This window comes from Streptomyces anulatus (assembly GCF_000721175.1).
GTDB classification, from domain to species: domain Bacteria; phylum Actinomycetota; class Actinomycetes; order Streptomycetales; family Streptomycetaceae; genus Streptomyces; species Streptomyces anulatus_C.
In genome coordinates, this window is sequence record NZ_JOEZ01000016.1 from 141,397 (window position 1) to 162,286 (window position 20,890).

The window sequence follows — 20,890 nt, forward strand, 5'->3', positions numbered from 1 at the left end:
CGTCCCGGGCCCGCCTCTTCTCGTTCGTTACGCCTTGCTCGCGGCGCACTCCGCGCAGGTGCCGAAGATCTCGACGGTGTGCGCGACGTTCACGTAGCCGTGCTGGGCGGCGATCATCTCGGCCCACTGTTCGACCGCCGGCCCCTCGACCTCCACCGCCTTGCCGCAGAGCCGGCAGACCAGGTGGTGGTGATGATCACCGGTCGAGCACCGCCGGTAGACGGCCTCGCCCTCGGTGGTGCGCAGCACGTCGACCTCACCCGCGTCGGCGAGGGACTGCAGGGTCCGGTAGACCGTGGTCAGGCCCACGGAGTCGCCGCGGTGCTTGAGGACGTCGTGCAGCTCCTGGGCGCTGCGGAACTCGTCGACCTCGTCGAGCGCCGCTGCCACCGCGGCGCGCTGCCGGGTGGACCGGCCGCGTACCGGGGCTGCGTTCGTGCCACTGATCGGCGCCGTGGCCACAGCTGCCTCCTCGTGTCGCCCGTACATGTGTCGGGCCATTGTGCCAGCCCGGCCGGGTGCCGCCGGCGAACACGTACGGTGCGACGCCGTCCCACGCACGGCCGTCACACGCGTACGTCGTCCTCGTCCCGGCGGGCCGCGGGTACTTCCAGGGTGCACTCGGCCCCCTTCGCCTCGCTCGCCCGCGCCCGGCGTCGCGCGAGCGGAGCGGCCAGCACGGTCAGCGCGACGAACACCGCGATGGCCAGCAGCACGATCGTCGCGCCGGGCGGAACGTCCTCGTAGTACGAGGTCACGGTGCCGGTGAGGGTCACGGCCGTGCCGATCACCACGGCCAGCACGAAGGTGACCCTGAAGGACTTGGTGATCTGCTGCGCCGCCGCCACGGGCACCACCATCAGCGCGCTGACCAGCAGCAGGCCGACGACCCTCATCGCGACGGTCACGGTCACGGCGGCGGTCACCGCGATCAGCAGGTTCAGTACCCGGACCGGCAGCCCGGACACCCGGGCGAACTCCTCGTCCTGGCTGACGGCGAACAGCTGCCGTCGCAGCCCCACCGTGACCAGCACCACGAAGGCGGCCAGCACGCAGATCGCGATGACGTCCGACTCGGAGACCGTGGCGAGCGAGCCGAAGAGGTACGACGTCAGGTTCGCGTTGGAACCCGTGTCGGACAGGTTGATCAGCATGACGCCGCCCGCCATGCCGCCGTAGAAGAGCATCGCCAGGGCGAGGTCGCCGCGGGTGTGTCCGTACCAGCGGATCAGCTCCATCACGACCGCGCCGGCCACCGCGACGGCGGTGGCCATCCAGACCGGGCTGGTGGAGAGCAGGAAGCCGAGGCCGACGCCGGTCATCGCGATGTGCCCGATGCCGTCGCCCATCAGGGCCTGCCGGCGCTGCACCAGGTAGATGCCGATGGCGGGCGCGGTGATGCCGACCAGGACGGCCGCGATGAGCGCCCGCTGCATGAAGGGAGGGTTCAGGAATTCCAGCATCATCAGGTCAGCAGTCCCGTCCGTACGGGCTCGGCGGCCGCGTGGGGGTGTACGTGGTCGTGGCCGGGCAGAGCGTGCTGGCCGAGCGCCTCGGGCGGCGGCCCGTCGTGCGTCACGCAGCCGTCGCGCAGGACGACGGCCCGGTCGATCAGGGGCTCCAGCGGGCCCAGCTCGTGCAGCACCAGCAGCACGGAGGTGCCCAGCGCCACCTGCTCGCGCAGGGTCGACGCGAGGATCCCCTGGCTGGCCAGGTCGACCCCGGCCATCGGCTCGTCCATGATCAGCAGCTCCGGCTCGGAGGCCAGGGCGCGGGCGATCAGGACCCGCTGGTGCTGGCCCCCGGACAGCGCGCTCACGGAGTCCTTGGCTCGGTCGGCGAGGCCCACCAGCGCGATGGCCCGCTCCACGGCCGCCCGGTCCGCCTTCCCGGGCCACCGCAGCCCCGTACGGGACAGCCGGCCGGAGGAGACGACCTCGCGGATCGTGGCGGGCACGCCGCCCGCGGCCGTGGTGCGCTGCGGGACGTACCCGATCCGGCCCCACCGGCGGAAGCGGCGCAGCTCGGTGCCGAACAGCTCGACGGTGCCGCCGGTCAGCGGGACCTGCCCGATGACGGACCGTACGGCGGTGGACTTGCCGGAACCGTTGGCGCCGAGCAGCGCGACGACCTCGCCGCGGTGCACGGTCAGGTCCACGCCGCGCAGCACGGTGCGCGCGCCGAGGGTGGCCGTGGCGCCGCGCAGGGCGATGACGGGCTCGCGGGTGGTGGCCACGGGCTCGCGGGTGGTGCTCTCACGCTCCGGCACGAGCGCCTCCGATCCAGGGGTGATGCGGGTCCTCAAGGTGATGCGGGTCACTTAGCGCCGAGTGCCTTCTGCAGCGCGACGAGGTTGGACTCCATGACCTCGATGTAGTCAGCGCCCTGGGACTTCTTCGTGATTCCCTCCAGCGGGTCCAGGACGTCGGTCTTCAGGCCGGTGTCCTTCGCGAGGGTCTTCGCGGTCCTGTCACTGGCGAGCGTCTCGAAGAAGACCGTGGTGGCCTTCTCCTTCTCCGCGATGGTGTGGATCTCCTGGATCCGGGCGGGGCTCGGCTCGGCCTCGGGGTCGATGCCAGCGATGCCCTGCTGGGTGAGCCCGTAGCGCTCGGCGAGGTAGCCGAAGGCGGAGTGGGTGGTGATGAAGGTCTTGGTGGAGGTGTTCTTCAGCCCGGTCTCGTACGCGGTGTTCAGCTCGCCCAGCTCGGCGACGAGGGCATCGGTGTTCTTCTTGTAGTCGGCGGCGTGGTCGGGGTCGGCCTTCTCCAGGGACTTGCCGACACCCTTGGCGACCTCGGCGTACTTCACCGGGTCCAGCCAGATGTGGGGGTCGGCGCCGCCCTCCTCGCCGTGGTTGTGCCCGTCGCCCTCGGAGTGCTCCTCGTGGGCTTCTTCCTCGTGGGCCTCTTCCTCGTGCCCGTGCTCTTCTTCGCCTTCATGGCCGTCGTGGCCGCTGACCTCGGAACCGTGGTCCTCCAGCGTGGTGAGGGTCGCGGCGTCGACGGTGTTCTTCACACCGGACTGCAGAATCGCGTCGTCCACGACGGGCTGGATGCCCTTGAGGTACAGCACGTAGTCGGACTCGCTGATGGAGCCGATCTGGCGGGGGGTGAGCTCCAGGTCGTGCGGCTCGACGCCCGGCTTGGTGAGGCTGGTGACGGCGACGTGCTCGCCGCCGATCTTCTCGGCCAGGAACTGCATCGGGTAGAACGACGCGGTCACCTTCAGCTTGCCGCCGTCGCTCCCGTCCGCTGCGTCGGAGGTGGAGCAGGCCGAGAGAGCGGTCAGACCGAGGACGACTGCTCCGGCGACGGCGGTGGTGGGTATCAGACGGCGTACGTTCATGACAGTCATTTTCAACAAAAGTGGAAACGATTGTCAACAAGGCGGATGAGATGCCCGGAAGATCACATAGCGGCGGCAGGGGAACCACTCGTGCCCCCACCGATTTGATCCCAGGGGTGCGCCCGCCGGTAATCTGAAGCATTCGCCCGCCCGTCTCCCGACCACCACCCCCCATCGAGGCGCTACGCGCCGCCCCTGTCCAATTTCGCCGTCGTAATGAAGAGAGCACCGTGGCCGCCGACAAGATCGACACCATCGTCAGCCTGAGCAAGCGCCGTGGCTTCGTCTACCCCTGCAGTGAGATCTACGGTGGGCAGAAGGCCGCCTGGGACTACGGGCCGCTGGGCGTCGAGATGAAGGAGAACCTGAAGCGTCAGTGGTGGCGCTACATGGTCACCGCGCGCGAGGACGTGGTCGGTCTCGACTCGTCGGTCATCCTGGCGCCCGACGTCTGGGCCGCCTCCGGCCACGTCGCCACCTTCTCGGACCCGCTCACCGAGTGCACCTCCTGCCACAAGCGCTACCGCGCCGACCACCTGGAGGAGGCGTACGAGGAGAAGCACGGCAAGCCGCCGGTCAACGGCCTCGCCGACCTCAACTGCCCCAACTGCGGCAACAAGGGCACGTTCACCGAGCCCAAGCAGTTCTCGGGTCTGCTCTCCACCCACCTCGGCCCGACCCAGGACTCCGGCTCGGTCGCCTACCTGCGCCCCGAGACCGCCCAGGGCATCTTCACCAACTTCGGCCAGGTGCTGCAGACCTCGCGCAAGAAGCCGCCGTTCGGTATCGCGCAGATGGGCAAGTCCTTCCGGAACGAGATCACTCCGGGCAACTTCATCTTCCGGACCCGTGAGTTCGAGCAGATGGAGATGGAGTTCTTCGTCAAGCCGGGCGAGGACGAGGAGTGGCAGCAGTACTGGATGGACCAGCGCTGGAACTGGTACACGGACCTCGGCATGCGCGAGGAGAACATGCGCTGGTTCGAGCACCCGAAGGAGAAGCTCTCCCACTACTCCAAGCGCACCGCCGACATCGAGTACCGCTTCCGCTTCGGCGGCAGCGAGTGGGGCGAGCTGGAGGGCGTGGCCAACCGCACCGACTACGACCTCAAGGCACACTCCGAGGCGTCGGGCACCGACCTCCAGTACTACGACCAGGAGGCCAACGAGCGCTGGACGCCGTACGTCATCGAGCCCGCGGCCGGTGTCGGCCGCGCGATGCTGGCGTTCCTGCTCGACGCCTACGTCGAGGACGAGGCGCCCAACGCCAAGGGCGTCATGGAGAAGCGCACCGTGATGCGCCTCGACCCGCGTCTGGCGCCGGTCAAGGTCGCGGTCCTGCCGCTGTCCCGCAACCCGCAGCTCTCGCCGAAGGCCAAGGGCCTGGCGACCGACCTGCGCAAGAACTGGAACATCGAGTTCGACGACGCCGGCGCCATCGGCCGCCGCTACCGCCGCCAGGACGAGATCGGCACCCCGTTCTGCGTCACCGTCGACTTCGACACCCTCGACGACAACGCGGTGACCGTGCGCGAGCGCGACACCATGAAGCAGGAGCGCGTCTCCCTGGACCAGATCCAGGCGTACCTCGGCGCCCGTCTGATCGGCTGCTGACACTCCCGTAGGCGCGTGAGGCCCCCGGTTCCGGGTACGGAACCGGGGGCTTCGTCGTACAGTCCACCGGAGCCCCCGCCGCCGTCCCGGGAGGTACGCGATGCCGTCGATCACCACCAGCAAGGTCACCAGATGGGATCAGCACGGCCGTGAACACGTCGTGCAGGTACGGAAGTCGGGCATGACCCGTCAGTTGACCTGCTCCACCTGCGCGTGGCGCCGCTCGGCGCAGTTCCTGCCCTGGCTGAAGGCCGAGGAGCATCTGACCGAGGCGCACCAGGCGACGGTCGACCCGACGGCCTGAAAACCTGGTGCGGGGTGCTCCGGGAGCGGGGTACCGTTCCGGCATGTCTTCGTTCTTCCAGATCTACGAGTGAGAGCGCGGCGGGGACTCGACCACCCGCCGCCCACCGGATCGATCTCGATCACCCGATCACTTCCTTCCTCACTTCTCACCACGAATGGGAGAACGCCGTGGCCAAGAGCCGTAACAACCTCCTTGGCGTCGGCGGACAGCGCAAGAAGCTGTCCCGCGCCGAACAGCAGGGCGCGGGTTCCGCGCGAGGCGCCGACCGCAAGGCCGCCGAGGACAAGAAGCAGGAGCTCGTGCGCAAGATGCGCGAGCGCGCCGAGGCCCAGGCGGCCACGACCGCCGCCGAGCCCGGCGAGCAGGACGCACCGCCCGCGCAGAGCTGACACCTGAGCGGTACGCCGTACGACGGTGGGCCCGGATCATCCGTGATCCGGGCCCACGCCCGTACCCAGGCAGGCAGCCGGCCGTTCCGGCGGGAACGCCGACTCGGCGGCGCGGTGAAGTGCCGCAGCCGCGCGCCGCTGACCTGCACTTTCGCCCGCGAGACAGGGCGGTGGGACAGGCGTAGCTTGGAAGGGTCAGGACGCTCCCGACTCATGGGAGATGAGTGTCATGCCATTCGTTCAGATGATCGACTTCCGGACGAACCACATCGATGAGCTGAACAGGGTGATGGACTCCTGGGCGGAGGCCACCAAGGGCAAGAGGACGGCGACGCACGCGACGATGGGGCACGACCGCTCGGATGCGTCACACATCGTGGAGATCGTCGAGTTCCCTTCCTACGAGGAGGCGATGGAGAACTCGAAGCTGCCGGAGACGGACCGGTTCTTCCGGGAGATGGTCGCTCTCTGCGAGACCGAACCCTCGTTCACCGACCTGGACGTCATCCGGGACGAGCAGCTCAACAAGGAGGCGGTGCGCCGCTACTTCGACGAGCTCGTCAACAACGGCGACTACGACGTCATGGACGAGCTGTGCACGGCCGACTACCGCGAGCACGACCCGTCGCTGTCCTCGTACGACATGGGCATGGAGGACGCCAAGCGGGAGAGCCGGGACATCATCGAGGCGTTCCAGCTGCGGACGGTCATCGAGAGCATGGTCGCCGAGAGTGACACGGTGGCGGTGCGGTTCAGCTTCACCGGTCGGCACGTCGGCGAATACCAGGGTATCGAGGCCACCGGCAAGCAGGTGAAAGGCACCGGGCACGCGACCTTCCGCTGTGTCGGCGGCAAGTACGCGGAGAGCTGGTGGAACACCGACGACCTGGGGATGATGCAGCAACTGGGCGTCATCGAGGGCCAGTAGCACTCCGGGTGCACGCCGCGACACGGCACTGGCCTGGTGTCATGGCGATGGTGCGAGTGAACGGGGTGGAGGTCTCCGTTGCGCGCCTGGGGCATGGCCCGCCCCTGGTTCTCGTGCACGGAGCGGGGATGGACGGCCGCGCGTGGCAGCCGCAACTGAAGGAACTCGCGGAGGAATTCACCGTGGTGGCCTGGGACGAGCCGGGCGCGGGGCGCTCCTCGGATCTGCCGGTCGGGTTCGGTCTGGCGGACTTCGCACACTGCCTGGCCGCCGTCATCGAGGTGCTGCGGCTCGGTTCGGCCCATGTGGCCGGGCTCTCCTGGGGCGGTACGGTCGCACTGGAGCTGTATCGCCACCATCCGGAGCTGGTCAGGACGCTGATCCTGGCCGACACCTACGCCGGGTGGAAGGGCTCACTGCCGCCTGAGGAGGTGGCGGCCCGGGTCGAGGGGGCCGAGCGGATGCTCGCCGTGCCCCGGGAGCGGTTCGATCCGACATTGCCGGGGCTGTTCGCCGGAGACCCGCCCGCCGCGTTCGTGCCGCTGCTCGACGCGATGGCCCGTGACGTGCGGCCGGAGACGATCGGGCCGCAGCTGTTCATGATGGCCGAGGCCGACGAGCGCGACCTGCTGCCCGGGATCGCGGTGCCGACCTTGCTCATCTGGGGCGAGTGCGATGTGCGGTCACCGTTGGCCGTCGCCCATGCGTTCGAGGACGCGATTCCGCACACTGAGCTCGCGGTACTCCCCGGCGTGGGGCATGTCAGCAACATCGAGGCGCCGGACCTGTTCAACCGCACCGTCCGCGAGTTCTGCCGTGCCTACGAGTGATCGGGTCGAGGGCCCGCGGTAGGACGAACCGCCGCCCGTCGGTCACGGTGACCTCGGCGGCGTACGTCATCGCTCTCGCCATCGACCTCGTCACGCGGCACGCTCGTCGCTGTCGCTGTCGCTGTCGGTGCGGATCAGGGTCCGGAGCCGGTCGGCCGCCGCCTCGATCGCGTGCACCACCGCCTCGCGTTCCGCGTCCCGGTCGGTGATCGCCGCGTCCAACTGGGCGAGGAACAGAGCCCGGTAGGCGGGGTCGGACTCGATACGTTGCAGCTCGACGAACGGCACAGCCCGCGCGGCCGGACTCGGAGTGAGCGCCCACATGAAGTGGGGGAAGCGGAGCCGTAGACGGACCTCCACCGCCCCCAGGACGAGGGCGAACCGAACTCGTAAGCGGGACAAGGGGTTTGGTGACGCGGATGAACTCACAGCACTTCACCCCGACTGCGGGCGTTGGCCCGCGCGGTACGGGCGCGGAGCTGCTCCATGGGGAGCGCGGGGCGTACGTGCCGGGGTTCGACCTCCCACTCGATCCCGCCGCCGACGGGGCGGAGGGACCAGTAGAGGCCGGCGACCCCTCGGAACTCGCCCACGCGGTTGTTGCGGCTGGTGTCGACCAGGAGAGTGCTGGGGGCGGGGAAGCCAGGAGGCTCGTGGGTATTCGGGCGTGCGTTCTCGTCGTACATCGATCGCTCCTCTCCGTAGCTGTTCGGCTACCGGGGCGATTCAGCGTGACCTACCGTGAAGAACCCTTCAACTGATTGTTATCGAAGGAAGAGTAGGGAGTGCGGCATGGTCAACATCAAGGAACTGAACCCCGCCAGCAGCCCGCAGGCGGCCTACGGTGCCCGTATCCGGCGGTTCCGGGAGGAGCGGGGTTGGAGCCAGGACGATCTGGCCCCGAAGATCGGGTACTCCAGTCAGCACATTTCGGCCGTGGAAACTGTTCGCAAGCCGCCGACTCTGCGCTTTTCGAGGAAGTCTGATCAGGCATTTGGTACGACCGGCACGGCAGATTCCTTCGAGCGCGAGTGGTCCGAGATGCGGAACGGCTCGCTGCTGGAGGGCTTCCCGGAGTACGTCGGGTACGAAGGACGAGCGGTGGAACTCAGGCTCTACAACCTCGGTCTCATTCCTGGGCTGTTACAGACACCGGAGTACGCGCGCGTCGTGGCCTACGGGGACGTGGAGCGCGGGGCCATCACCGCTGAACAGGCTGACGAGCGCGTCGCGTTCCTTGCGCAGAGGCAAGCGGCACTGGAGCGATCGCGGCCTCCCATGATGTTCGTCGTCATGGACGAGAGCTGTCTGCACCAAGCCGTCGGCGGTCCGGAGGTAATGAACGCTCAGCTGGAACGGCTGATCGAGCTGGCCTCGCTGCCCAACTGGATCATTCAGGTGGCGCCGTTCGGCATGGGTGAGCGCAGGGCGTTCCATTTGCCCGTCAACCTGCTGACCCTGGCCGACCGGTCCATCGTCGCGTATGCCGAATCGCAGGCGCAGGGATACGTCGAGCGTGAAACGTCACTGGTGGCGCCCATGTTCACGACCTACCATCAAATGCAGGGCGATGCGCTGTCGAAGGCGGCGTCTGTGGCCAAGGTCAGTCAGTTGCGAAAGGGCACCCCGTGAAGACCGAATCCCCTCGATGGTTCAAGTCCTCGTACAGCTCGAACGGCGGTGACTGCGTCGAGGTGGCCGCCAACCTCGTCGCCTCTCGCGGCATCGTCCCGGTCCGCGACTCCAAGTGCGTGGACGGTCCGGTCCTCGACGTCCGTACCGCTGCCTTTTCCGCGTTCGTCGCGGGCGTGCAGGCCGGCAGTTTCGACGCTTTCTGACCGCCGCGGTCCAGTGTCGCCCCACCGCTGGAGCGCGGTGGGGCGTCCTGCTGTCCGGGGCGGCCGGAAGCCGGGATCGTGCGGGAGGCGGTCCGGGCAAGCGTCGGAGGCGGGCAGCACAAGGGGCTTTTTGGTCGAATCCGGTGGGCGGGGTCAGACTAGGGGCGGCCTCCCGCTTCCACTCCGCCCGCCCCGGGTCTTTCGCTCCCCTCCCGTCAGGAAATGCCGTGTCCCACACCTCCGACGCCCCTCGGGCAAGCAGTCCGGCTCCGCGCGCCGGCTCCCACCGCTTCAGCGCGGTGATCACCCGCATCGCCGAGGAGATGGCCACGCTCAGCGACCGCGGCACCCCGGCCGACTACATACCGATGCTCGCCGGCGCCGACCCCCGGCGGTTCGGTATGGCCGTCGCGGAGCCGGACGGGACCGTCTACGGTGTCGGCGACTGGCAGCAGCCGTTCTCGACGCAGTCCATCTCCAAGGTGTTCGCCCTGGCCCTGGCGCTCTCCCTGGACGGCGGGCAGATATGGCGGGGAGTCGGCCGCGAGCCTTCGGGCAACCCGTTCAATTCCCTGGTGCAGCTGGAATACGAGAACGGGATTCCCCGTAACCCCTTCATCAACGCCGGCGCCCTGGTGGTGACCGACCGGCTGCAGGCGCTGACCGGGGACGCCGCCGGCCAGGTGCGGGAGCTGCTGCGCTCGGAGAGCGGCAACGCCGCCATCGACTTCATACCGGAGGTCGCCGCCTCCGAAGCGGCCTTCGGCGACCGCAACGCCGCGCTGGCCCACTTCATGGCCTCCTACGGCAACATCACGCTCCCGGTCCCCGAACTGCTCTCCGCCTACTTCCGCCAGTGCTCGATCGAGGCGTCGTGCGCGGACCTGGCCCTCTCCGCGGGGTTTCTGGCCCGGCACGGCATCCGGGCCGACGGCTCCGCGCTGCTCACCCGCAGCCAGGCGAAGCAGGTCAACGCGGTCATGCTCACCTGCGGGACGTACGACGCGGCTGGAGAGTTCGCCTACCGGGTGGGGCTGCCGGGCAAGAGCGGCGTCGGCGGGGGGATCATCGCCATCGTGCCCGGCGTGTGCACCCTGTGTGTCTGGAGCCCGGGCCTCGACCGGCGCGGCAACTCGGTGGCGGGCGTGTCGGCCCTTGACCGCTTCACCACGCTCACCGGGCTGTCCGTCTTCTGACGGGCGTCAGCACGAAAGGGGGAGTACGGGGGAGCGTGACGCTGAAGTGGCTGCGGTCGCGGCGACGGCACACGGCCTGAACTACGAAGTCGCGCTCTCGCACCCCGTGCCATATATCACCGGCGCTATGGACAGCGGGCGGTACTCGATCGAGATCGAGCCGGAGGTGCGGCTGTGGCTGGAGAACATTCGGCCGAACGCGTCGCCGACCTGCTCGCCGAGCAGCCCACCACGCTCGACGAACCGCACTCCCGCCACCTGGCGGCAAGCTTCGCGAGCTGCGCTTCCGCCTGGGCGATGCCCATCAGCGGATCACCTACTGGCTGGCGCCCGGCCGACGTGTCGTGCTGCTCACCGTGTTCCGCAAGACCAAGATGCGCGAGCAGGCCGAAGTGGACCGTGCCCACGCTGCACAGCGGTTGTGCGAGGCAGGGCATGAAGCCGCCGCCGAGCACGACCTCTACCGCCGCAACCTCAAGGAGAACCGATGAACCACAGCGAATGGAGGACCCGTCGCCACCGCCAGCTGCTGGGCGAACACCTGGACGCTGACCCCGAGTACGACCGGGTCTACGAAGAGGCCGGCCTCGCCATGACGTTGGGCAAGGCCGTCCACGACCGGCGTAAGCAGCTGGGCCTGAGCGAGGCCGACCTCGCCGAGCGCATGCACGTCGGCGTCGATGACATCGAAGGCATCGAGACGGCCACCGAGCTGCCGCCCATCGCGGTCATCATGCGCTTGGCCCGCGCATTGGACCTCACGGTGGACGTGCACCTCGCCGGCGGAGACGAGCCCACTGTCACCATCGTCGCCCCAGCGGCCTGAGGCGGGGAGGAGCCATGCAGGACCAGCCTTCCGCGCTCGCCCGTGAGCTTGGGCAACTCGTCCACGACCGGCGCATCGAGCTCGGGCTGTCCCAGGCCGAGCTGGCCGAGCGGTGCGGGATGAAGCAGCCGCAGATCTCCCGCTTCGAAGGCGGCGGGACCGTGCCCACGCTTCCCCTCCTGCGCCGCCTGGCTCAGGCTCTCGGCGCCGATCTGACCATCAGCCTCATCCCGCACGACAAAGCCGCTTGACACGCATTCGGAATTCCTGGAATTCCCCAGGCGGTGTAGTCCGCCGACGGCAGTAGTGACGGCAACACCGGCGGACGCCAGCGCACAAGCACGGACGTCGATTTGCCGGCCTGCCGGACCATCGCGAGGTTCGCGATCGACGCCTACGCGCCGGCCCGCTAGGCCGCCGATCCGGAGGCCGCGGTGGACGAGGTCTTCCGGATGATCGACGCGGCGCGGGGGGCCTCCCGCCCGATCAGAGGCCACCTGACAGGCTCTCAGGCGTCCGACCGGCGGTCCACGCTGCGAGGGCCTTGCCAGTCCAGGCACAGGACGGTGGCGTCGTCCTTCGGCGGCCGGCCGCCATAGGCGTCGGCCACCGCGGCGACCAAGGTGCGGACGACCTCGCGCGGGTGCTCGGCCGCGGTCCGCAGCAGGAGGCCGGGCAGGTCGACCGTCTCCGCTTCGCGTTCCTGCATTCCGTCGGTGAACAGCACGAGGCGGTCACCGGGGCGCAGGTCGATGTCCTGTACCTCGTACGAGCCCTGAGGGGTGAACCCGAACGGCATGTTGACGACCAGGCCCAGTTCCTCGACCGTGCCGTCGCGCAGGCGGAGTGGCCAGGGGTGCCCGGCGTTGACCAGCTGGGCGCCGCTTCCGTCAAGGGCGATGCGGAGCAACTGACCCGTGGCGTAGGCGTGACGCCCGTGGTCGAGAAGGGCCTGATGCATGTGGCGCGCCTGCTCGGCGAGGTCCGATCCGGCGCGGCGGGCGCCGCGGGAGGCGTTCACGACCAGGGTGGCGGTGAGGGAGGCGTCGACGTCGTGGCCCATGGCGTCGGTGACGGACAGGTGCAGGGTGTCGTGGTCGAGGCTGTAGTCGTAGGTGTCCCCGGCGATGTCGGAGGCCGGGACCAGGGCCCCGGCGAGGGCGAATTCGGCGCCCTCGCAGGAGGGGGCCGAGGGGAGGAGCTGCCGCTGGATCTCCGCCGCCAGGCTGACCGTCGTGGTGCGGTTTCCCCAGTGGTAGAGGTCGGTGAAGCGACGGTCGGTGACGATGATGTACGCCAGTGCGTGCGCGGCCTCCTCGACCTGCTCCAGCACGGTCTCGGTCACGAAGTCGAGGAACAGCTCCAGCACGCCGACGGTGTCACCGCGGTTGGTGACCGGCGCGAGCACACGGTGCCCCAGCCCGCCCTCCTCCGCCAGCACCGGCTTCTGGGCGCGCAGAACCTTGTCGTAGATGCCGCTGCCGGCCAGGGGGACTCGCTCGGTCCGTTGCTCCTGGGGGGCGACGGCCGTGTCGTTGACCCGCAGCAGACGGCTGCCGACCACATCGACGAACAGGAACGACACGTACCGCGCACCGAACCGGGTGCGCAGGTCGCGCGCCACGACATCGATCGAGTCCACCGGGGCCGCGTTCTCCGCCGCCGCCAGCACTTCGGCCAGTCCCATCCGGTCACACGTCACCACAGCCTCCAGAAGTTGAGAGTGCTTCTGCCCGCTGACGCCTTTCTCATTGCCCCGGTCGAGGAATCCTGCGGTGACGGCGAACGGTTCCGGCCGGGGCGTCCGCTCACAGGTGCGCCCGGAACGAGCCGGGTCCACCGGCCGTGCTCAGCTCCGCGCGCAGGGCCTGGTGGTCCGGGAGCCATGCCGGGTCCTCGGGCACGGCCACCGTGGCGGCGCGCACCATGGACGGCGTCCCGCAACACGCGGACGAACGCGCTGCCGCGCCGGGCCGGGGTGGAGGCCATCAGCGTCGTCGGCGCGGAGCCGGGCCGGGGCCGAGGCGGCGGGCACCGCATGACCTGCCCGCCGATCCGCGACGCGGTGTCGTTCCGACCGCAGGAGACCGACGGTGCCGCCACTCGTCCGGCGTACGCGACAATGGAGCAATGACCACGCTCGCCCCCGTTCTCCCGCAGCTCCGCATCGGCCCGCACACCGTGCAGCCGCCGGTCGTGCTGGCCCCGATGGCCGGCATCACCAACGCCCCGTTCCGGACGCTGTGCCGGGAGCTCTCCGGCGGCAAGGGGCTGTTCGTCAGCGAGATGATCACCACGCGGGCGCTGGTCGAGCGCAACGAGAAGACCATGCAGCTCATCCACTTCGACGCGACCGAGACCCCGCGCTCGATCCAGCTCTACGGAGTGGACCCGGTCACCGTCGGCAAGGCGGTCCGGATGATCGTCGACGAGGATCTCGCCGACCACATCGACCTGAACTTCGGCTGCCCGGTCCCCAAGGTAACCCGCAAGGGCGGCGGGTCCGCGCTGCCGTACAAGCGTCCCCTGCTGCGGGCCATCCTCAAGGAAGCCGTCTCCAACGCCGGGCACCTCCCGGTCACCATCAAGATGCGCAAGGGCATCGACGACGACCACCTCACCTTCCTCGACGCCGGCCGCATCGCCGTCGAGGAGGGCGTCACCGCCGTCGCCCTGCACGGGCGCACCACCGCCCAGCACTACGGCGGCACCGCCGACTGGGACGCCATCGCCCGGCTCAAGGAGCACGTCCCGGAGATTCCCGTTCTCGGCAACGGCGACATCTGGTGCGCCGACGACGCCCTGCGGATGATGCGGGAGACCGGCTGCGACGGTGTCGTCGTCGGACGCGGCTGCCTCGGCCGGCCCTGGCTCTTCGCCGACCTGGTGAACGCCATGGAGGGGCGCGAGGCCCGGCACGCGCCCACCCTGCGCCTGGTCGCGGACGTCATGGTGCGCCACGCGACGCTGCTAGGGGAGTGGATCGGCGACGAGGCCCGTGGCGTGATCGACTTCCGTAAGCACGTCGCCTGGTATCTCAAGGGCTTCGCGGTCGGCTCCGAGATGCGCAAGAAGCTGGCGATCACCTCCTCGCTGGAGGAGCTGAGCGGTCAGCTGCACGAGCTGGAACTCGACCAGCCCTGGCCGGACGGCGCCGACGGGCCGCGCGGGCGGACCTCGGGCAACAACCGGGTCGTCCTGCCGGACGGCTGGCTGAAGGACCCGTACGACTGCGCGGGCATCAGCGCCGAAGCGGAGCTGGACACCTCCGGCGGCTGAGAGCCTGTCGGGTGACCTCTGGCCGGGCGGCCCCGCCGTGGCACGCACGCTTCCGGCGTTGCCGAAACGCCCTGGCAGCTCCGCTACGAGGACCTCTCGGCGCCTGGGAACCGCACGCACCTGAGCGCGTCCGCTTTCCGGTCGAAGGCCACCCGACAGGCTCTGAGCAGGTACGCGTACGAGACGCTCTCAGCCGCCCACGTCCGGGCCCGCGCGCCGCTCCAGTGGTGCCGCCGCCGCGGAGTTCATCACGTTGAAGACGACGCTCCCCGCCCGGTAGCGGTCGTCCGTCCATTCGATGGCCCGGCCCGCCGCCGTGTACGTCAGGTGCCGCTGCCGCAGCAGCGGGCTGGCCCGGCGCACTCCCAGCAGCCGGGCGTCCTCGCTGCCCGCCGCGACCGCGTCGATCAGATGCTCGCCGTACTGCGCGACGATGCCGGCCCGCTCCGCGATGCCGTCCATGATCGATACGCAGTCCTCGGGCAGCGCGCGGACCACCGGGGCCACCCAGTCCGCGTACACCGTCCGCTCGACCATCACCGGCTCCCCGTCCAGCCGGCGCAGCCGCAGCACGTACAGCACCTCGCTGCCCGGCTCGGCGTCCAGCCGCGCGGCCTCCTCGTCGGTCGCGGGCCGGGTGGCGCGGGCCAGGATCCGGCCGGAGACCTCGCAGCCCATCGCCCGCGCCCACTGCGCGAAGCTGTTGAGCTGCTGGAAGCTCTGCCGCCGCTCCTGGCGCAGGACCACCCTGCGGGCCCCCTGCCGGGAGCCGATCAGGCCTTCGGACGCCAGCAGCGCCACCGCCTGGCGGACCGTGCCGCGCGAGGCCTTCCAGCGGGTGGCGAGGTCGCTCTCGGACGGCAGCCGGGAGCCCGGCGGATAGGCGCCGCCCCGGATCGCCTGCCGCAGCGACTCGGCGATCTCCTCGTAGCGTGAACGGCCCACGCGCCCCCCGTCGGTCGGCTGATACGGACCCAGGCTGTGCACAGGTCGGTGTCTGTGTCATGGTCCGGTATCTCACTCTAGCGCCCCTTCGGAGCGTCGCCGCGTACGGTCCCGTACCTACCACAACCCCGCTATGACGGGCTTTCCTCTTCCTCGGCTCTTGCGGCACCGGCCATAGGACGTTAACGTCCCGGACACCTGGAGCGGGCGAACTGATGCCAGCTTGTATGAACAAGTGGTACTCACTTCGCTCCCGGGAGACACACCGTGCGCAGAGCCCGACCCCGCCCCCGTATCCGCGCCAACGGCCGTGCCGTTGCCGCTCTCGCCCTCTCCACCGCCGCCCTCACCGCGCTCACCGCGTGCGGCGCCGCTCCCGAGGACAAGGCCGAGACCGGGGTGAACGGGGTGAAGTCCACCGAGGCCACCTCGGTCGCCGACTTCGGCGGGCTGGAGAAGCTGGTCGCCGCCGCCGAGAAGGAGGGCGAGCTGAACGTGATCGCCCTGCCGCCGGACTGGGCGAACTACGGCGAGATCATCAAGGCCTTCCAGGCCAAGTACAAGGTCAAGATCAAGAGCGAGACCCCGGACGCCTCCAGCTCCGACGAGATAGCCGCCGTCAAGTCCCGCAAGGGCCAGAAGCGCGCCCCCGACGTCCTCGACCTCGGTATCGCCTTCGCCCGCAGCGGCGCCGCCGAGAACCTCTTCGCCCCGTACAAGGTCACCGCCTGGGACAAGATCCCCGACAGCCAGAAGGACGCGGACGGCCGCTGGTACAACGACTACGGCGGCTACGTCTCCATCGGCTGCGACGCCGCCCGCATCACCACCTGCCCCGAGACCTTCGCCGACCTGCTGAAGCCCGAGTACAAGGGCAAGGTCGCCCTCAACGGAAACCCGACCAAGTCCGGCTCCGCGTTCGGCGGCGTGTACGCGGCGTCCCTCGCCGACAAGGGCTCGTTCGGCGACATCCAGCCCGGCATCGACTTCTTCGGCAAGCTGAAGAAGAGCGGCAACTTCATCCCCGTCGAGTCCACCCCGGCCACCGTCGAGAAGGGCGAGACGCCGATCAGCATCGACTGGGACTACCTGAACGCCGGGTACGCCGACCAGTTCAAGGGCAAGGGCGTCGACTGGAAGGTCTCCGTTCCGGCCGACGGCGTGTACGCCCAGTTCTACTCGCAGGCCATCAACAAGGACGCCCCGCACCCGGCCGCCGCCCGCCTGTGGATGGAGTACCTCTACAGCGCCGAGGGCCAGAACCTCTGGCTCAAGGGCTACGCCCGCCCGGTGCTGCTGCCCGCCATGACCGAGGACGGCACGGCCGACGAGACCTTCGTCGCCAAGCTGCCGAAGGTCGAGGGCACCCCGTCCTTCCCCTCCTCCGAGGAGCTGGACCAGGCCAACGCCACCCTCGCCGAGAACTGGGACAAGGCCGTCTCCTGATGACCGTCCTCCATCCGTCCGCCGCCCCGGGTCCCGGGGCGGCCGCCCCCACCGGCCGGAAGGCCGCAGGCCGTACGCGCCGCCGCAGGCCGCCCCGCGCCTGGCTCGGCGCGCTCCCGCTGCTCGTCTTCGCCGGGCTCTGCTTCGGACTGCCCGCCGGGGCCCTGCTGTACGGGGCGCTCACCCGCACCGACCCGGCCGCCGGCACCACCGAACTCACCGGCGAGCACCTGTCGCGCTCGCTCCAGGGGCCCTACCTCACCTCGCTCACCGGCAGCGTCCAGCTGTCCGCGCTGACCGCCGCGCTCGCCACCGTGCTCGGGGTGCTGATCGCCCAAGCCGTCGTCACCTCCCGGCGCGGCGCCCTGCGCGGCGCGGTGCTCACCGCCTCCGGGGTGCTCGCCAACTTCGGCGGGATCCCGCTCGCCTTCGCCTTCGTCGCGACCCTCGGCATCTCCGGGGTCGTCACGGAGATCGGGCACCTGGACGCCCTCGGCTGGAACCTCTACTCCTTCACCGGGCTCACCGTCATCTACCTCTACTTCCTCATCCCCCTCATGGTGCTCGTCGTCGTCCCCGCACTGGACGGGCTGCGCCCGCAGTGGCGGGAGGCCGCGCTCAACACCGGGGCCACCACCTGGCAGTTCTGGCGCCACGTCGGCCTGCCGGTCCTCGCGCCCTCGCTGCTCGGCGGCTTCGTCCTGCTCTTCGGCAGCGCCTTCGCCGCGCACGCCACGGCCGCCGCCCTGGTCGGCGGCTCCGTCCCGCTGGTCACCCTGAAGATCGCCGACGCGCTCTCGGGCAACGTCCTGGTCGGCCAGGAGAACGTCGCCCTGGCGCTGAGCCTCGACATGATCGTGATCGCCGGACTGGTGATGGCGGTCTACCTGCCCCTCCAGCGACGGAGTTCCCGATGGCTGCGCTGACCCCCGTCTCCAGGCCCCCTGTCTCCGGGCCCCCTGTCTCCACGGCTCCCGTCGCCGCCCCGGTGAAGCCCGCCCGTCGCCGCCCGCGCTACTGGCGCGGGGCCGTGCTCACCGTCGCCGGGCTGTACTTCCTCACCCCACTGGTCTCCTCTTTCGTCTTCACCGTCCATGTGCCGAACCAGGGCGTCACCTTCGCCGCGTACAGCGGGATCCTGTCGGCCGACGGCTTCACCGAGAGCCTGTTCCTCTCGCTCTCCCTCGCCTGCGCCACCATCGCGCTGGCCCTGCTGCTCGTCGTGCCCGCGCTGGTCGCGGTCCGGCTCGGACCGCCCCGGCTGCGGGCGGTCGTCGAGATCGTCTGCATGCTGCCCCTGGTGGTGCCGCCGATCGCCCTGGTCACCGGGATCGCCACCGTGCTGCGCTGGGGGCCCGACCACTTCTCCCGCACCCCGCTCTACCAGACCTTCCTCGCCGTGCAGAACGAGTCGTTCCCGGTGGTGCTGGTGCTCGCCTACACCGTGCTGGCGCTGCCGTTCGTGCACCGCTCGCTGGACGCCGGACTGCGCGCGGTCGATGTGCCGACGCTGGTGGAGGCGGCCCGGAACTGCGGGGCCGGGCGGCTGTACGTGATCCTCCGCGTCATCCTGCCCAATCTGCGCTCCTCGCTCGCCGGGGCCTCCTTCCTGACCTTGGCGCTGGTGCTCGGCGAGTACACCGTCGCCTCGCTGCTGGGCTTCCGCCCCTTCGCGGTGTGGATCGTCTCCGTCTCCGGCGCCGAGGCCCGGATGTCCGTCGCGGTGTCCCTGCTCAGCCTGCTGATCACCTGGGCGCTGCTGCTCGTCCTCTCCCGCGCCGGAACCGGTTCGTCCGCCGCCGTCCCCGCCGCCGGGCCCTCCACTGCCCCGGCCGCCACGACCCCGGCCGCCTCCGCCCCGGCCGCCTCCGCCGGCGGCCCGTCCACCGCCCCCACCGCCGTACCCGGCAAGGAGTAGCCACCATGTCAGCCCTGCCCACCGCCACCACCGGAAGGCCCGAGCCGGCCAGGACCGACGCCGCGCACGGGCGTGCCGCCACCGGAGCCCGGGTGGAGTTCCGCTCGCTGCGCCGGGCGTTCGGCCCGACCGTGGCCCTCGACGGGCTCGACCTCACCGCCGGACCCGGCGAGCTGCTGGCCCTCCTCGGCCCCTCCGGCTGCGGCAAGACCACCGCGCTGCGGGTGCTCGCCGGATTCGAGCAGCCGGACTCCGGCGAGGTCCTGGTGGACGGCGAGGACATCACACGGATCCCCGCCAACCGGCGCGACGCCGGCATGGTCTTCCAGTCCTACAGCCTCTTCCCGCACCTGAACGCCCGCGACAACGTGGCCTTCGGCCTGCGTGTACGGAAGGTGTCCGCCGCCGAACGGCACGCCACCGCCGCCGAGCTCCTCGACCTGGTCGGGCTGCCCGACCACGGCGGACGCTTCCCGCACCAGATGTCCGGCGGCCAGCAGCAGCGGGTCGCCCTGGCCCGCGCGCTCGCGCTGCGGCCCCGGGTGCTGCTGCTGGACGAGCCGCTCTCGGCACTCGATGCCAAGGTCCGGCTCTCGCTCCGCGAGGAGATCCGCCGCCTCCAGCTGTCGCTCGGGATCACCACCATCTTCGTCACCCACGACCAGGAGGAGGCCCTCTCCATGGCCGACCGGGTCGCCGTCCTCAACGCGGGCCGCCTGGAACAGTGCGCACCCCCGGCCGAGCTGTACGAGCGCCCCGCCACCGCGTTCGTCGCGGAGTTCGTCGGCACCATGAACCGGCTGCCGGGCCACCTGACCGGGACCGGCTCGGTCGAGGTCGCGGGCGCCACCCTCCCGGTCGACGGCGAGATCCCGGCGGGCGGCGGGCCCGTCGACGTACTGATCCGGCCCGAGGGCATCCGCGCCGAGGCCGACCCCGAGGGCACGGCCACCGTCGTCTCCGCGTCGTTCCTCGGCTCGGTCACCCGGGTCCTGCTCGACCTCCCGGACGGCGTCGCGGCCAAGGCCGACCTCCCTTCCCGCGACGCCGCCGACCTGCTGCCCGGCGTACGGGCCCGGGTCACGCCCGTACCGCGGCCGGTGCTCGTCGTGCCCGCCGCACCGGTACGTGAGCCGTCGGCCGGGAAGGCGGCGGCATGACGACGCCCGCCGCCGTGCTCCTCGACATGGACGGCACCCTCGTCGACACCGAGGTGCTGTGGTGGGAGACGGCCGACGAGATCGCCGCCGGACTCGGCCACCGCCTCTCCGAGGCGGACGCGCCCGAGATCGTCGGCCGGGCCGTCGCGGACACCGCCGCTCATCTGATCGAGGTCACGGGCGGGCCGGCCGCCGCACTGCCCGGCGTGGCCGCCGAGCTGACCGCGTCCTTCTTCCGCAAGGTCGACGCGGGCGCCCCGCTGCGCCCCGGGGCCGCCGCGCTGCTCACCGCACTGGAGCGGTCCCGGGTGCCGTTCGCCCTGGTCAGCGCCTCGCCCCGGAGTGTCGTGGACGCGGTGGTGGCGGGGTCGCTGGCCGGGGCGTGCTTCGCCTTCACGCTGTCGGCCGACGACACCGTACGGACCAAGCCGCATCCGGACCCGTACATGGCGGCGGCGGCCCGCTTCGGCGTCCCGGCCTCGGCCTGCGTCGCCGTCGAGGACTCCCCGGACGGCACCGCGTCCGCGCACGCCGCGGGGTGCGCGGTGCTGGTGGTGCCCTCGCTGCTGCCGGTGGAGCCCGCGCGGGGGCGGACCTTCGCCCGTAGCCTGGAGGAGGTGGACCTCGGGGTGCTCAGCGACTGCCTGAGGCGTCCGGAGGCGTCCGGATCCTGAAATCCGGGGTCCGAAGCGAGCGTGATTCACGCCACCCTTGATCAGGGTTGCGCTCAGATGAGCGAAATGGAGATGACTGCACTTCTGGAAGACGTGGCACTCAGTGCCACCCTTCTGGTTTCGAGAAGTGGACTCACTTGGCAAGCGAAACGCTCAGGTGAGCACTTAAGGTCAAGTTTCGGCCATGTTGCCTTCA

At 70.3% G+C, this 20,890-nt stretch carries 23 protein-coding genes and 3 pseudogenes; 18 read left to right on the top strand and 8 right to left on the bottom strand.

The genetic code is table 11. The features are described from left to right. Positions 1 to 27 precede the first annotated feature (27 nt). The 4 genes from IG90_RS0118725 to IG90_RS0118740 form a co-directional block, all read right to left on the bottom strand. The gene (locus IG90_RS0118725) at positions 28 to 462 is read right to left on the bottom strand and encodes a Fur family transcriptional regulator (RefSeq protein WP_030585500.1); all 435 of its coding nucleotides are present in this window, start codon (positions 460 to 462) and stop codon (positions 28 to 30) included. A 104-nt stretch (positions 463 to 566) separates the two neighbouring features. Beyond that, positions 567 to 1,466: a metal ABC transporter permease gene (locus tag IG90_RS0118730; protein WP_030585503.1), complete on the bottom strand. Its 900-nt coding sequence runs from the start codon at positions 1,464 to 1,466 to the stop codon at positions 567 to 569. Next, positions 1,466 to 2,269 carry a metal ABC transporter ATP-binding protein gene (locus IG90_RS0118735; RefSeq protein WP_030585507.1) on the bottom strand — a complete coding sequence of 268 codons (804 nt, stop codon included), beginning with the start codon at positions 2,267 to 2,269 and terminating at the stop codon, positions 1,466 to 1,468. The genes IG90_RS0118730 and IG90_RS0118735 overlap by 1 nt, the downstream gene beginning before the upstream one ends. 47 nt (positions 2,270 to 2,316) lie before the next feature. After that, positions 2,317 to 3,345, bottom strand: coding sequence for a metal ABC transporter substrate-binding protein (locus IG90_RS0118740; RefSeq protein ID WP_030585510.1), 1,029 nt, complete (start codon positions 3,343 to 3,345; stop codon positions 2,317 to 2,319). Positions 3,346 to 3,575: 230 nt separating this feature from the next. Here IG90_RS0118740 and IG90_RS0118745 point away from each other — a divergent pair, with 230 nt between their 5' ends. The 5 genes from IG90_RS0118745 to IG90_RS0118765 all read left to right on the top strand — a co-directional run bounded on the left by IG90_RS0118745 (position 3,576) and on the right by IG90_RS0118765 (position 7,412). Further along, complete coding sequence (locus IG90_RS0118745) at positions 3,576 to 4,958, top strand: glycine--tRNA ligase (RefSeq protein WP_030585511.1); 1,383 nt, start codon at positions 3,576 to 3,578, stop codon at positions 4,956 to 4,958. A gap of 100 nt (positions 4,959 to 5,058) precedes the next feature. Then, complete coding sequence (locus IG90_RS0118750; RefSeq protein ID WP_030585513.1) at positions 5,059 to 5,262, top strand: hypothetical protein; 204 nt, start codon at positions 5,059 to 5,061, stop codon at positions 5,260 to 5,262. 170 nt (positions 5,263 to 5,432) lie between these two features. After that, complete coding sequence (locus IG90_RS0118755; protein ID WP_030585516.1) at positions 5,433 to 5,654, top strand: DUF6243 family protein; 222 nt, start codon at positions 5,433 to 5,435, stop codon at positions 5,652 to 5,654. Positions 5,655 to 5,883: 229 nt separating this feature from the next. Continuing rightward, the gene (locus IG90_RS0118760) at positions 5,884 to 6,582 is read left to right on the top strand and encodes an ester cyclase (protein ID WP_030585519.1); all 699 of its coding nucleotides are present in this window, start codon (positions 5,884 to 5,886) and stop codon (positions 6,580 to 6,582) included. A 47-nt stretch (positions 6,583 to 6,629) separates the two neighbouring features. Continuing rightward, positions 6,630 to 7,412, top strand: coding sequence for an alpha/beta fold hydrolase (locus IG90_RS0118765; protein ID WP_206434036.1), 783 nt, complete (start codon positions 6,630 to 6,632; stop codon positions 7,410 to 7,412). Positions 7,413 to 7,502: 90 nt separating this feature from the next. On the opposite strand, the gene IG90_RS0118770 is transcribed toward IG90_RS0118765, so the two are convergent. Further along, positions 7,503 to 7,772: a hypothetical protein gene (locus IG90_RS0118770; RefSeq protein ID WP_233436004.1), complete on the bottom strand. Its 270-nt coding sequence runs from the start codon at positions 7,770 to 7,772 to the stop codon at positions 7,503 to 7,505. Between the two features lie 65 nt (positions 7,773 to 7,837). Then, positions 7,838 to 8,098: a hypothetical protein gene (locus IG90_RS0118775; protein WP_030585526.1), complete on the bottom strand. Its 261-nt coding sequence runs from the start codon at positions 8,096 to 8,098 to the stop codon at positions 7,838 to 7,840. A 106-nt stretch (positions 8,099 to 8,204) separates the two neighbouring features. On the opposite strand from IG90_RS0118775, the gene IG90_RS0118780 reads away from it, so the two are divergent. The 6 genes and pseudogenes from IG90_RS0118780 to IG90_RS0118805 all read left to right on the top strand — a co-directional run. Continuing rightward, positions 8,205 to 9,044 carry a helix-turn-helix domain-containing protein gene (locus IG90_RS0118780; RefSeq protein WP_030585529.1) on the top strand — a complete coding sequence of 280 codons (840 nt, stop codon included), beginning with the start codon at positions 8,205 to 8,207 and terminating at the stop codon, positions 9,042 to 9,044. Then, positions 9,041 to 9,250, top strand: coding sequence for a DUF397 domain-containing protein (locus IG90_RS0118785; RefSeq protein WP_030585532.1), 210 nt, complete (start codon positions 9,041 to 9,043; stop codon positions 9,248 to 9,250). The genes IG90_RS0118780 and IG90_RS0118785 overlap by 4 nt, the downstream gene beginning before the upstream one ends. A 227-nt stretch (positions 9,251 to 9,477) precedes the next feature. Next, a complete protein-coding gene (locus IG90_RS0118790; RefSeq protein WP_030585535.1) occupies positions 9,478 to 10,446 on the top strand; it encodes a glutaminase in 969 nt (322 codons plus the stop codon). A 127-nt stretch (positions 10,447 to 10,573) separates the two neighbouring features. Further along, positions 10,574 to 10,937, top strand: a pseudogene (locus tag IG90_RS39540) (type II toxin-antitoxin system RelE/ParE family toxin). Next, positions 10,934 to 11,272 carry a helix-turn-helix domain-containing protein gene (locus IG90_RS0118800; protein WP_030585539.1) on the top strand — a complete coding sequence of 113 codons (339 nt, stop codon included), beginning with the start codon at positions 10,934 to 10,936 and terminating at the stop codon, positions 11,270 to 11,272. Before IG90_RS39540 ends, IG90_RS0118800 begins: the two are co-directional and overlap by 4 nt. A 35-nt stretch (positions 11,273 to 11,307) precedes the next feature. Continuing rightward, positions 11,308 to 11,523 (top strand): annotated as a pseudogene (locus IG90_RS0118805) (helix-turn-helix domain-containing protein); the annotation flags it as partial. 257 nt (positions 11,524 to 11,780) lie between these two features. Here IG90_RS0118805 and IG90_RS0118810 read toward each other — a convergent pair. Then, a complete protein-coding gene (locus IG90_RS0118810; RefSeq protein ID WP_030585545.1) occupies positions 11,781 to 12,974 on the bottom strand; it encodes a PP2C family protein-serine/threonine phosphatase in 1,194 nt (397 codons plus the stop codon). A gap of 225 nt (positions 12,975 to 13,199) precedes the next feature. Here IG90_RS0118810 and IG90_RS47110 point away from each other — a divergent pair. Both IG90_RS47110 and dusB read left to right on the top strand, forming a co-directional pair. Continuing rightward, a pseudogene (locus IG90_RS47110) lies at positions 13,200 to 13,346 on the top strand (arginine deiminase family protein); the annotation flags it as partial. A gap of 56 nt (positions 13,347 to 13,402) precedes the next feature. Continuing rightward, a complete protein-coding gene (gene dusB, locus IG90_RS0118825) occupies positions 13,403 to 14,551 on the top strand; it encodes a tRNA dihydrouridine synthase DusB (RefSeq protein ID WP_030585548.1) in 1,149 nt (382 codons plus the stop codon). 189 nt (positions 14,552 to 14,740) lie between these two features. On the opposite strand, the gene IG90_RS0118830 is transcribed toward dusB, so the two are convergent. Continuing rightward, positions 14,741 to 15,496: a GntR family transcriptional regulator gene (locus IG90_RS0118830; RefSeq protein WP_030585550.1), complete on the bottom strand. Its 756-nt coding sequence runs from the start codon at positions 15,494 to 15,496 to the stop codon at positions 14,741 to 14,743. A gap of 267 nt (positions 15,497 to 15,763) precedes the next feature. Between IG90_RS0118830 and IG90_RS0118835 the strand changes: the two genes are divergently transcribed. From IG90_RS0118835 to IG90_RS0118855, 5 genes are read left to right on the top strand one after another with little or no spacing between them, the layout of a single operon-like run. Continuing rightward, positions 15,764 to 16,942, top strand: a complete 1,179-nt coding sequence (locus IG90_RS0118835) for an ABC transporter substrate-binding protein (RefSeq protein ID WP_030585553.1) — start codon at positions 15,764 to 15,766, stop codon at positions 16,940 to 16,942. Then, positions 16,942 to 17,868: an ABC transporter permease gene (locus IG90_RS0118840; RefSeq protein WP_030585556.1), complete on the top strand. Its 927-nt coding sequence runs from the start codon at positions 16,942 to 16,944 to the stop codon at positions 17,866 to 17,868. Before IG90_RS0118835 ends, IG90_RS0118840 begins: the two co-directional genes overlap by 1 nt. Further along, a complete protein-coding gene (locus IG90_RS39545; RefSeq protein ID WP_030585559.1) occupies positions 17,856 to 18,860 on the top strand; it encodes an ABC transporter permease in 1,005 nt (334 codons plus the stop codon). Before IG90_RS0118840 ends, IG90_RS39545 begins: the two co-directional genes overlap by 13 nt. Before the next feature lie 5 nt (positions 18,861 to 18,865). After that, the gene (locus IG90_RS0118850; protein WP_233436006.1) at positions 18,866 to 20,020 is read left to right on the top strand and encodes an ABC transporter ATP-binding protein; all 1,155 of its coding nucleotides are present in this window, start codon (positions 18,866 to 18,868) and stop codon (positions 20,018 to 20,020) included. Beyond that, the gene (locus IG90_RS0118855) at positions 20,017 to 20,694 is read left to right on the top strand and encodes an HAD family hydrolase (RefSeq protein ID WP_030585563.1); all 678 of its coding nucleotides are present in this window, start codon (positions 20,017 to 20,019) and stop codon (positions 20,692 to 20,694) included. The genes IG90_RS0118850 and IG90_RS0118855 overlap by 4 nt, the downstream gene beginning before the upstream one ends. Positions 20,695 to 20,890 lie beyond the last annotated feature (196 nt).

What these genes read in the sequence shown, in the direction of transcription:
- IG90_RS0118800 (WP_030585539.1), top strand. Translation starts at nt 10,934, where the DNA reads ATGAACCACAGCGAATGGAGGACCCGTCGCCACCGCCAGCTGCTGGGC.
- IG90_RS0118740 (WP_030585510.1), bottom strand. Translation starts at nt 3,345, where the DNA reads ATGAACGTACGCCGTCTGATACCCACCACCGCCGTCGCCGGAGCAGTC.
- IG90_RS0118760 (WP_030585519.1), top strand. Translation starts at nt 5,884, where the DNA reads ATGCCATTCGTTCAGATGATCGACTTCCGGACGAACCACATCGATGAG.
- IG90_RS0118775 (WP_030585526.1), bottom strand. Translation starts at nt 8,098, where the DNA reads ATGTACGACGAGAACGCACGCCCGAATACCCACGAGCCTCCTGGCTTC.
- IG90_RS0118730 (WP_030585503.1), bottom strand. Translation starts at nt 1,466, where the DNA reads ATGATGCTGGAATTCCTGAACCCTCCCTTCATGCAGCGGGCGCTCATC.
- IG90_RS0118840 (WP_030585556.1), top strand. Translation starts at nt 16,942, where the DNA reads ATGACCGTCCTCCATCCGTCCGCCGCCCCGGGTCCCGGGGCGGCCGCC.
- IG90_RS0118780 (WP_030585529.1), top strand. Translation starts at nt 8,205, where the DNA reads ATGGTCAACATCAAGGAACTGAACCCCGCCAGCAGCCCGCAGGCGGCC.
- IG90_RS0118855 (WP_030585563.1), top strand. Translation starts at nt 20,017, where the DNA reads ATGACGACGCCCGCCGCCGTGCTCCTCGACATGGACGGCACCCTCGTC.
- dusB (WP_030585548.1), top strand. Translation starts at nt 13,403, where the DNA reads ATGACCACGCTCGCCCCCGTTCTCCCGCAGCTCCGCATCGGCCCGCAC.
- IG90_RS0118765 (WP_206434036.1), top strand. Translation starts at nt 6,630, where the DNA reads ATGGTGCGAGTGAACGGGGTGGAGGTCTCCGTTGCGCGCCTGGGGCAT.
- IG90_RS0118750 (WP_030585513.1), top strand. Translation starts at nt 5,059, where the DNA reads ATGCCGTCGATCACCACCAGCAAGGTCACCAGATGGGATCAGCACGGC.
- IG90_RS39545 (WP_030585559.1), top strand. Translation starts at nt 17,856, where the DNA reads ATGGCTGCGCTGACCCCCGTCTCCAGGCCCCCTGTCTCCGGGCCCCCT.
- IG90_RS0118850 (WP_233436006.1), top strand. Translation starts at nt 18,866, where the DNA reads ATGTCAGCCCTGCCCACCGCCACCACCGGAAGGCCCGAGCCGGCCAGG.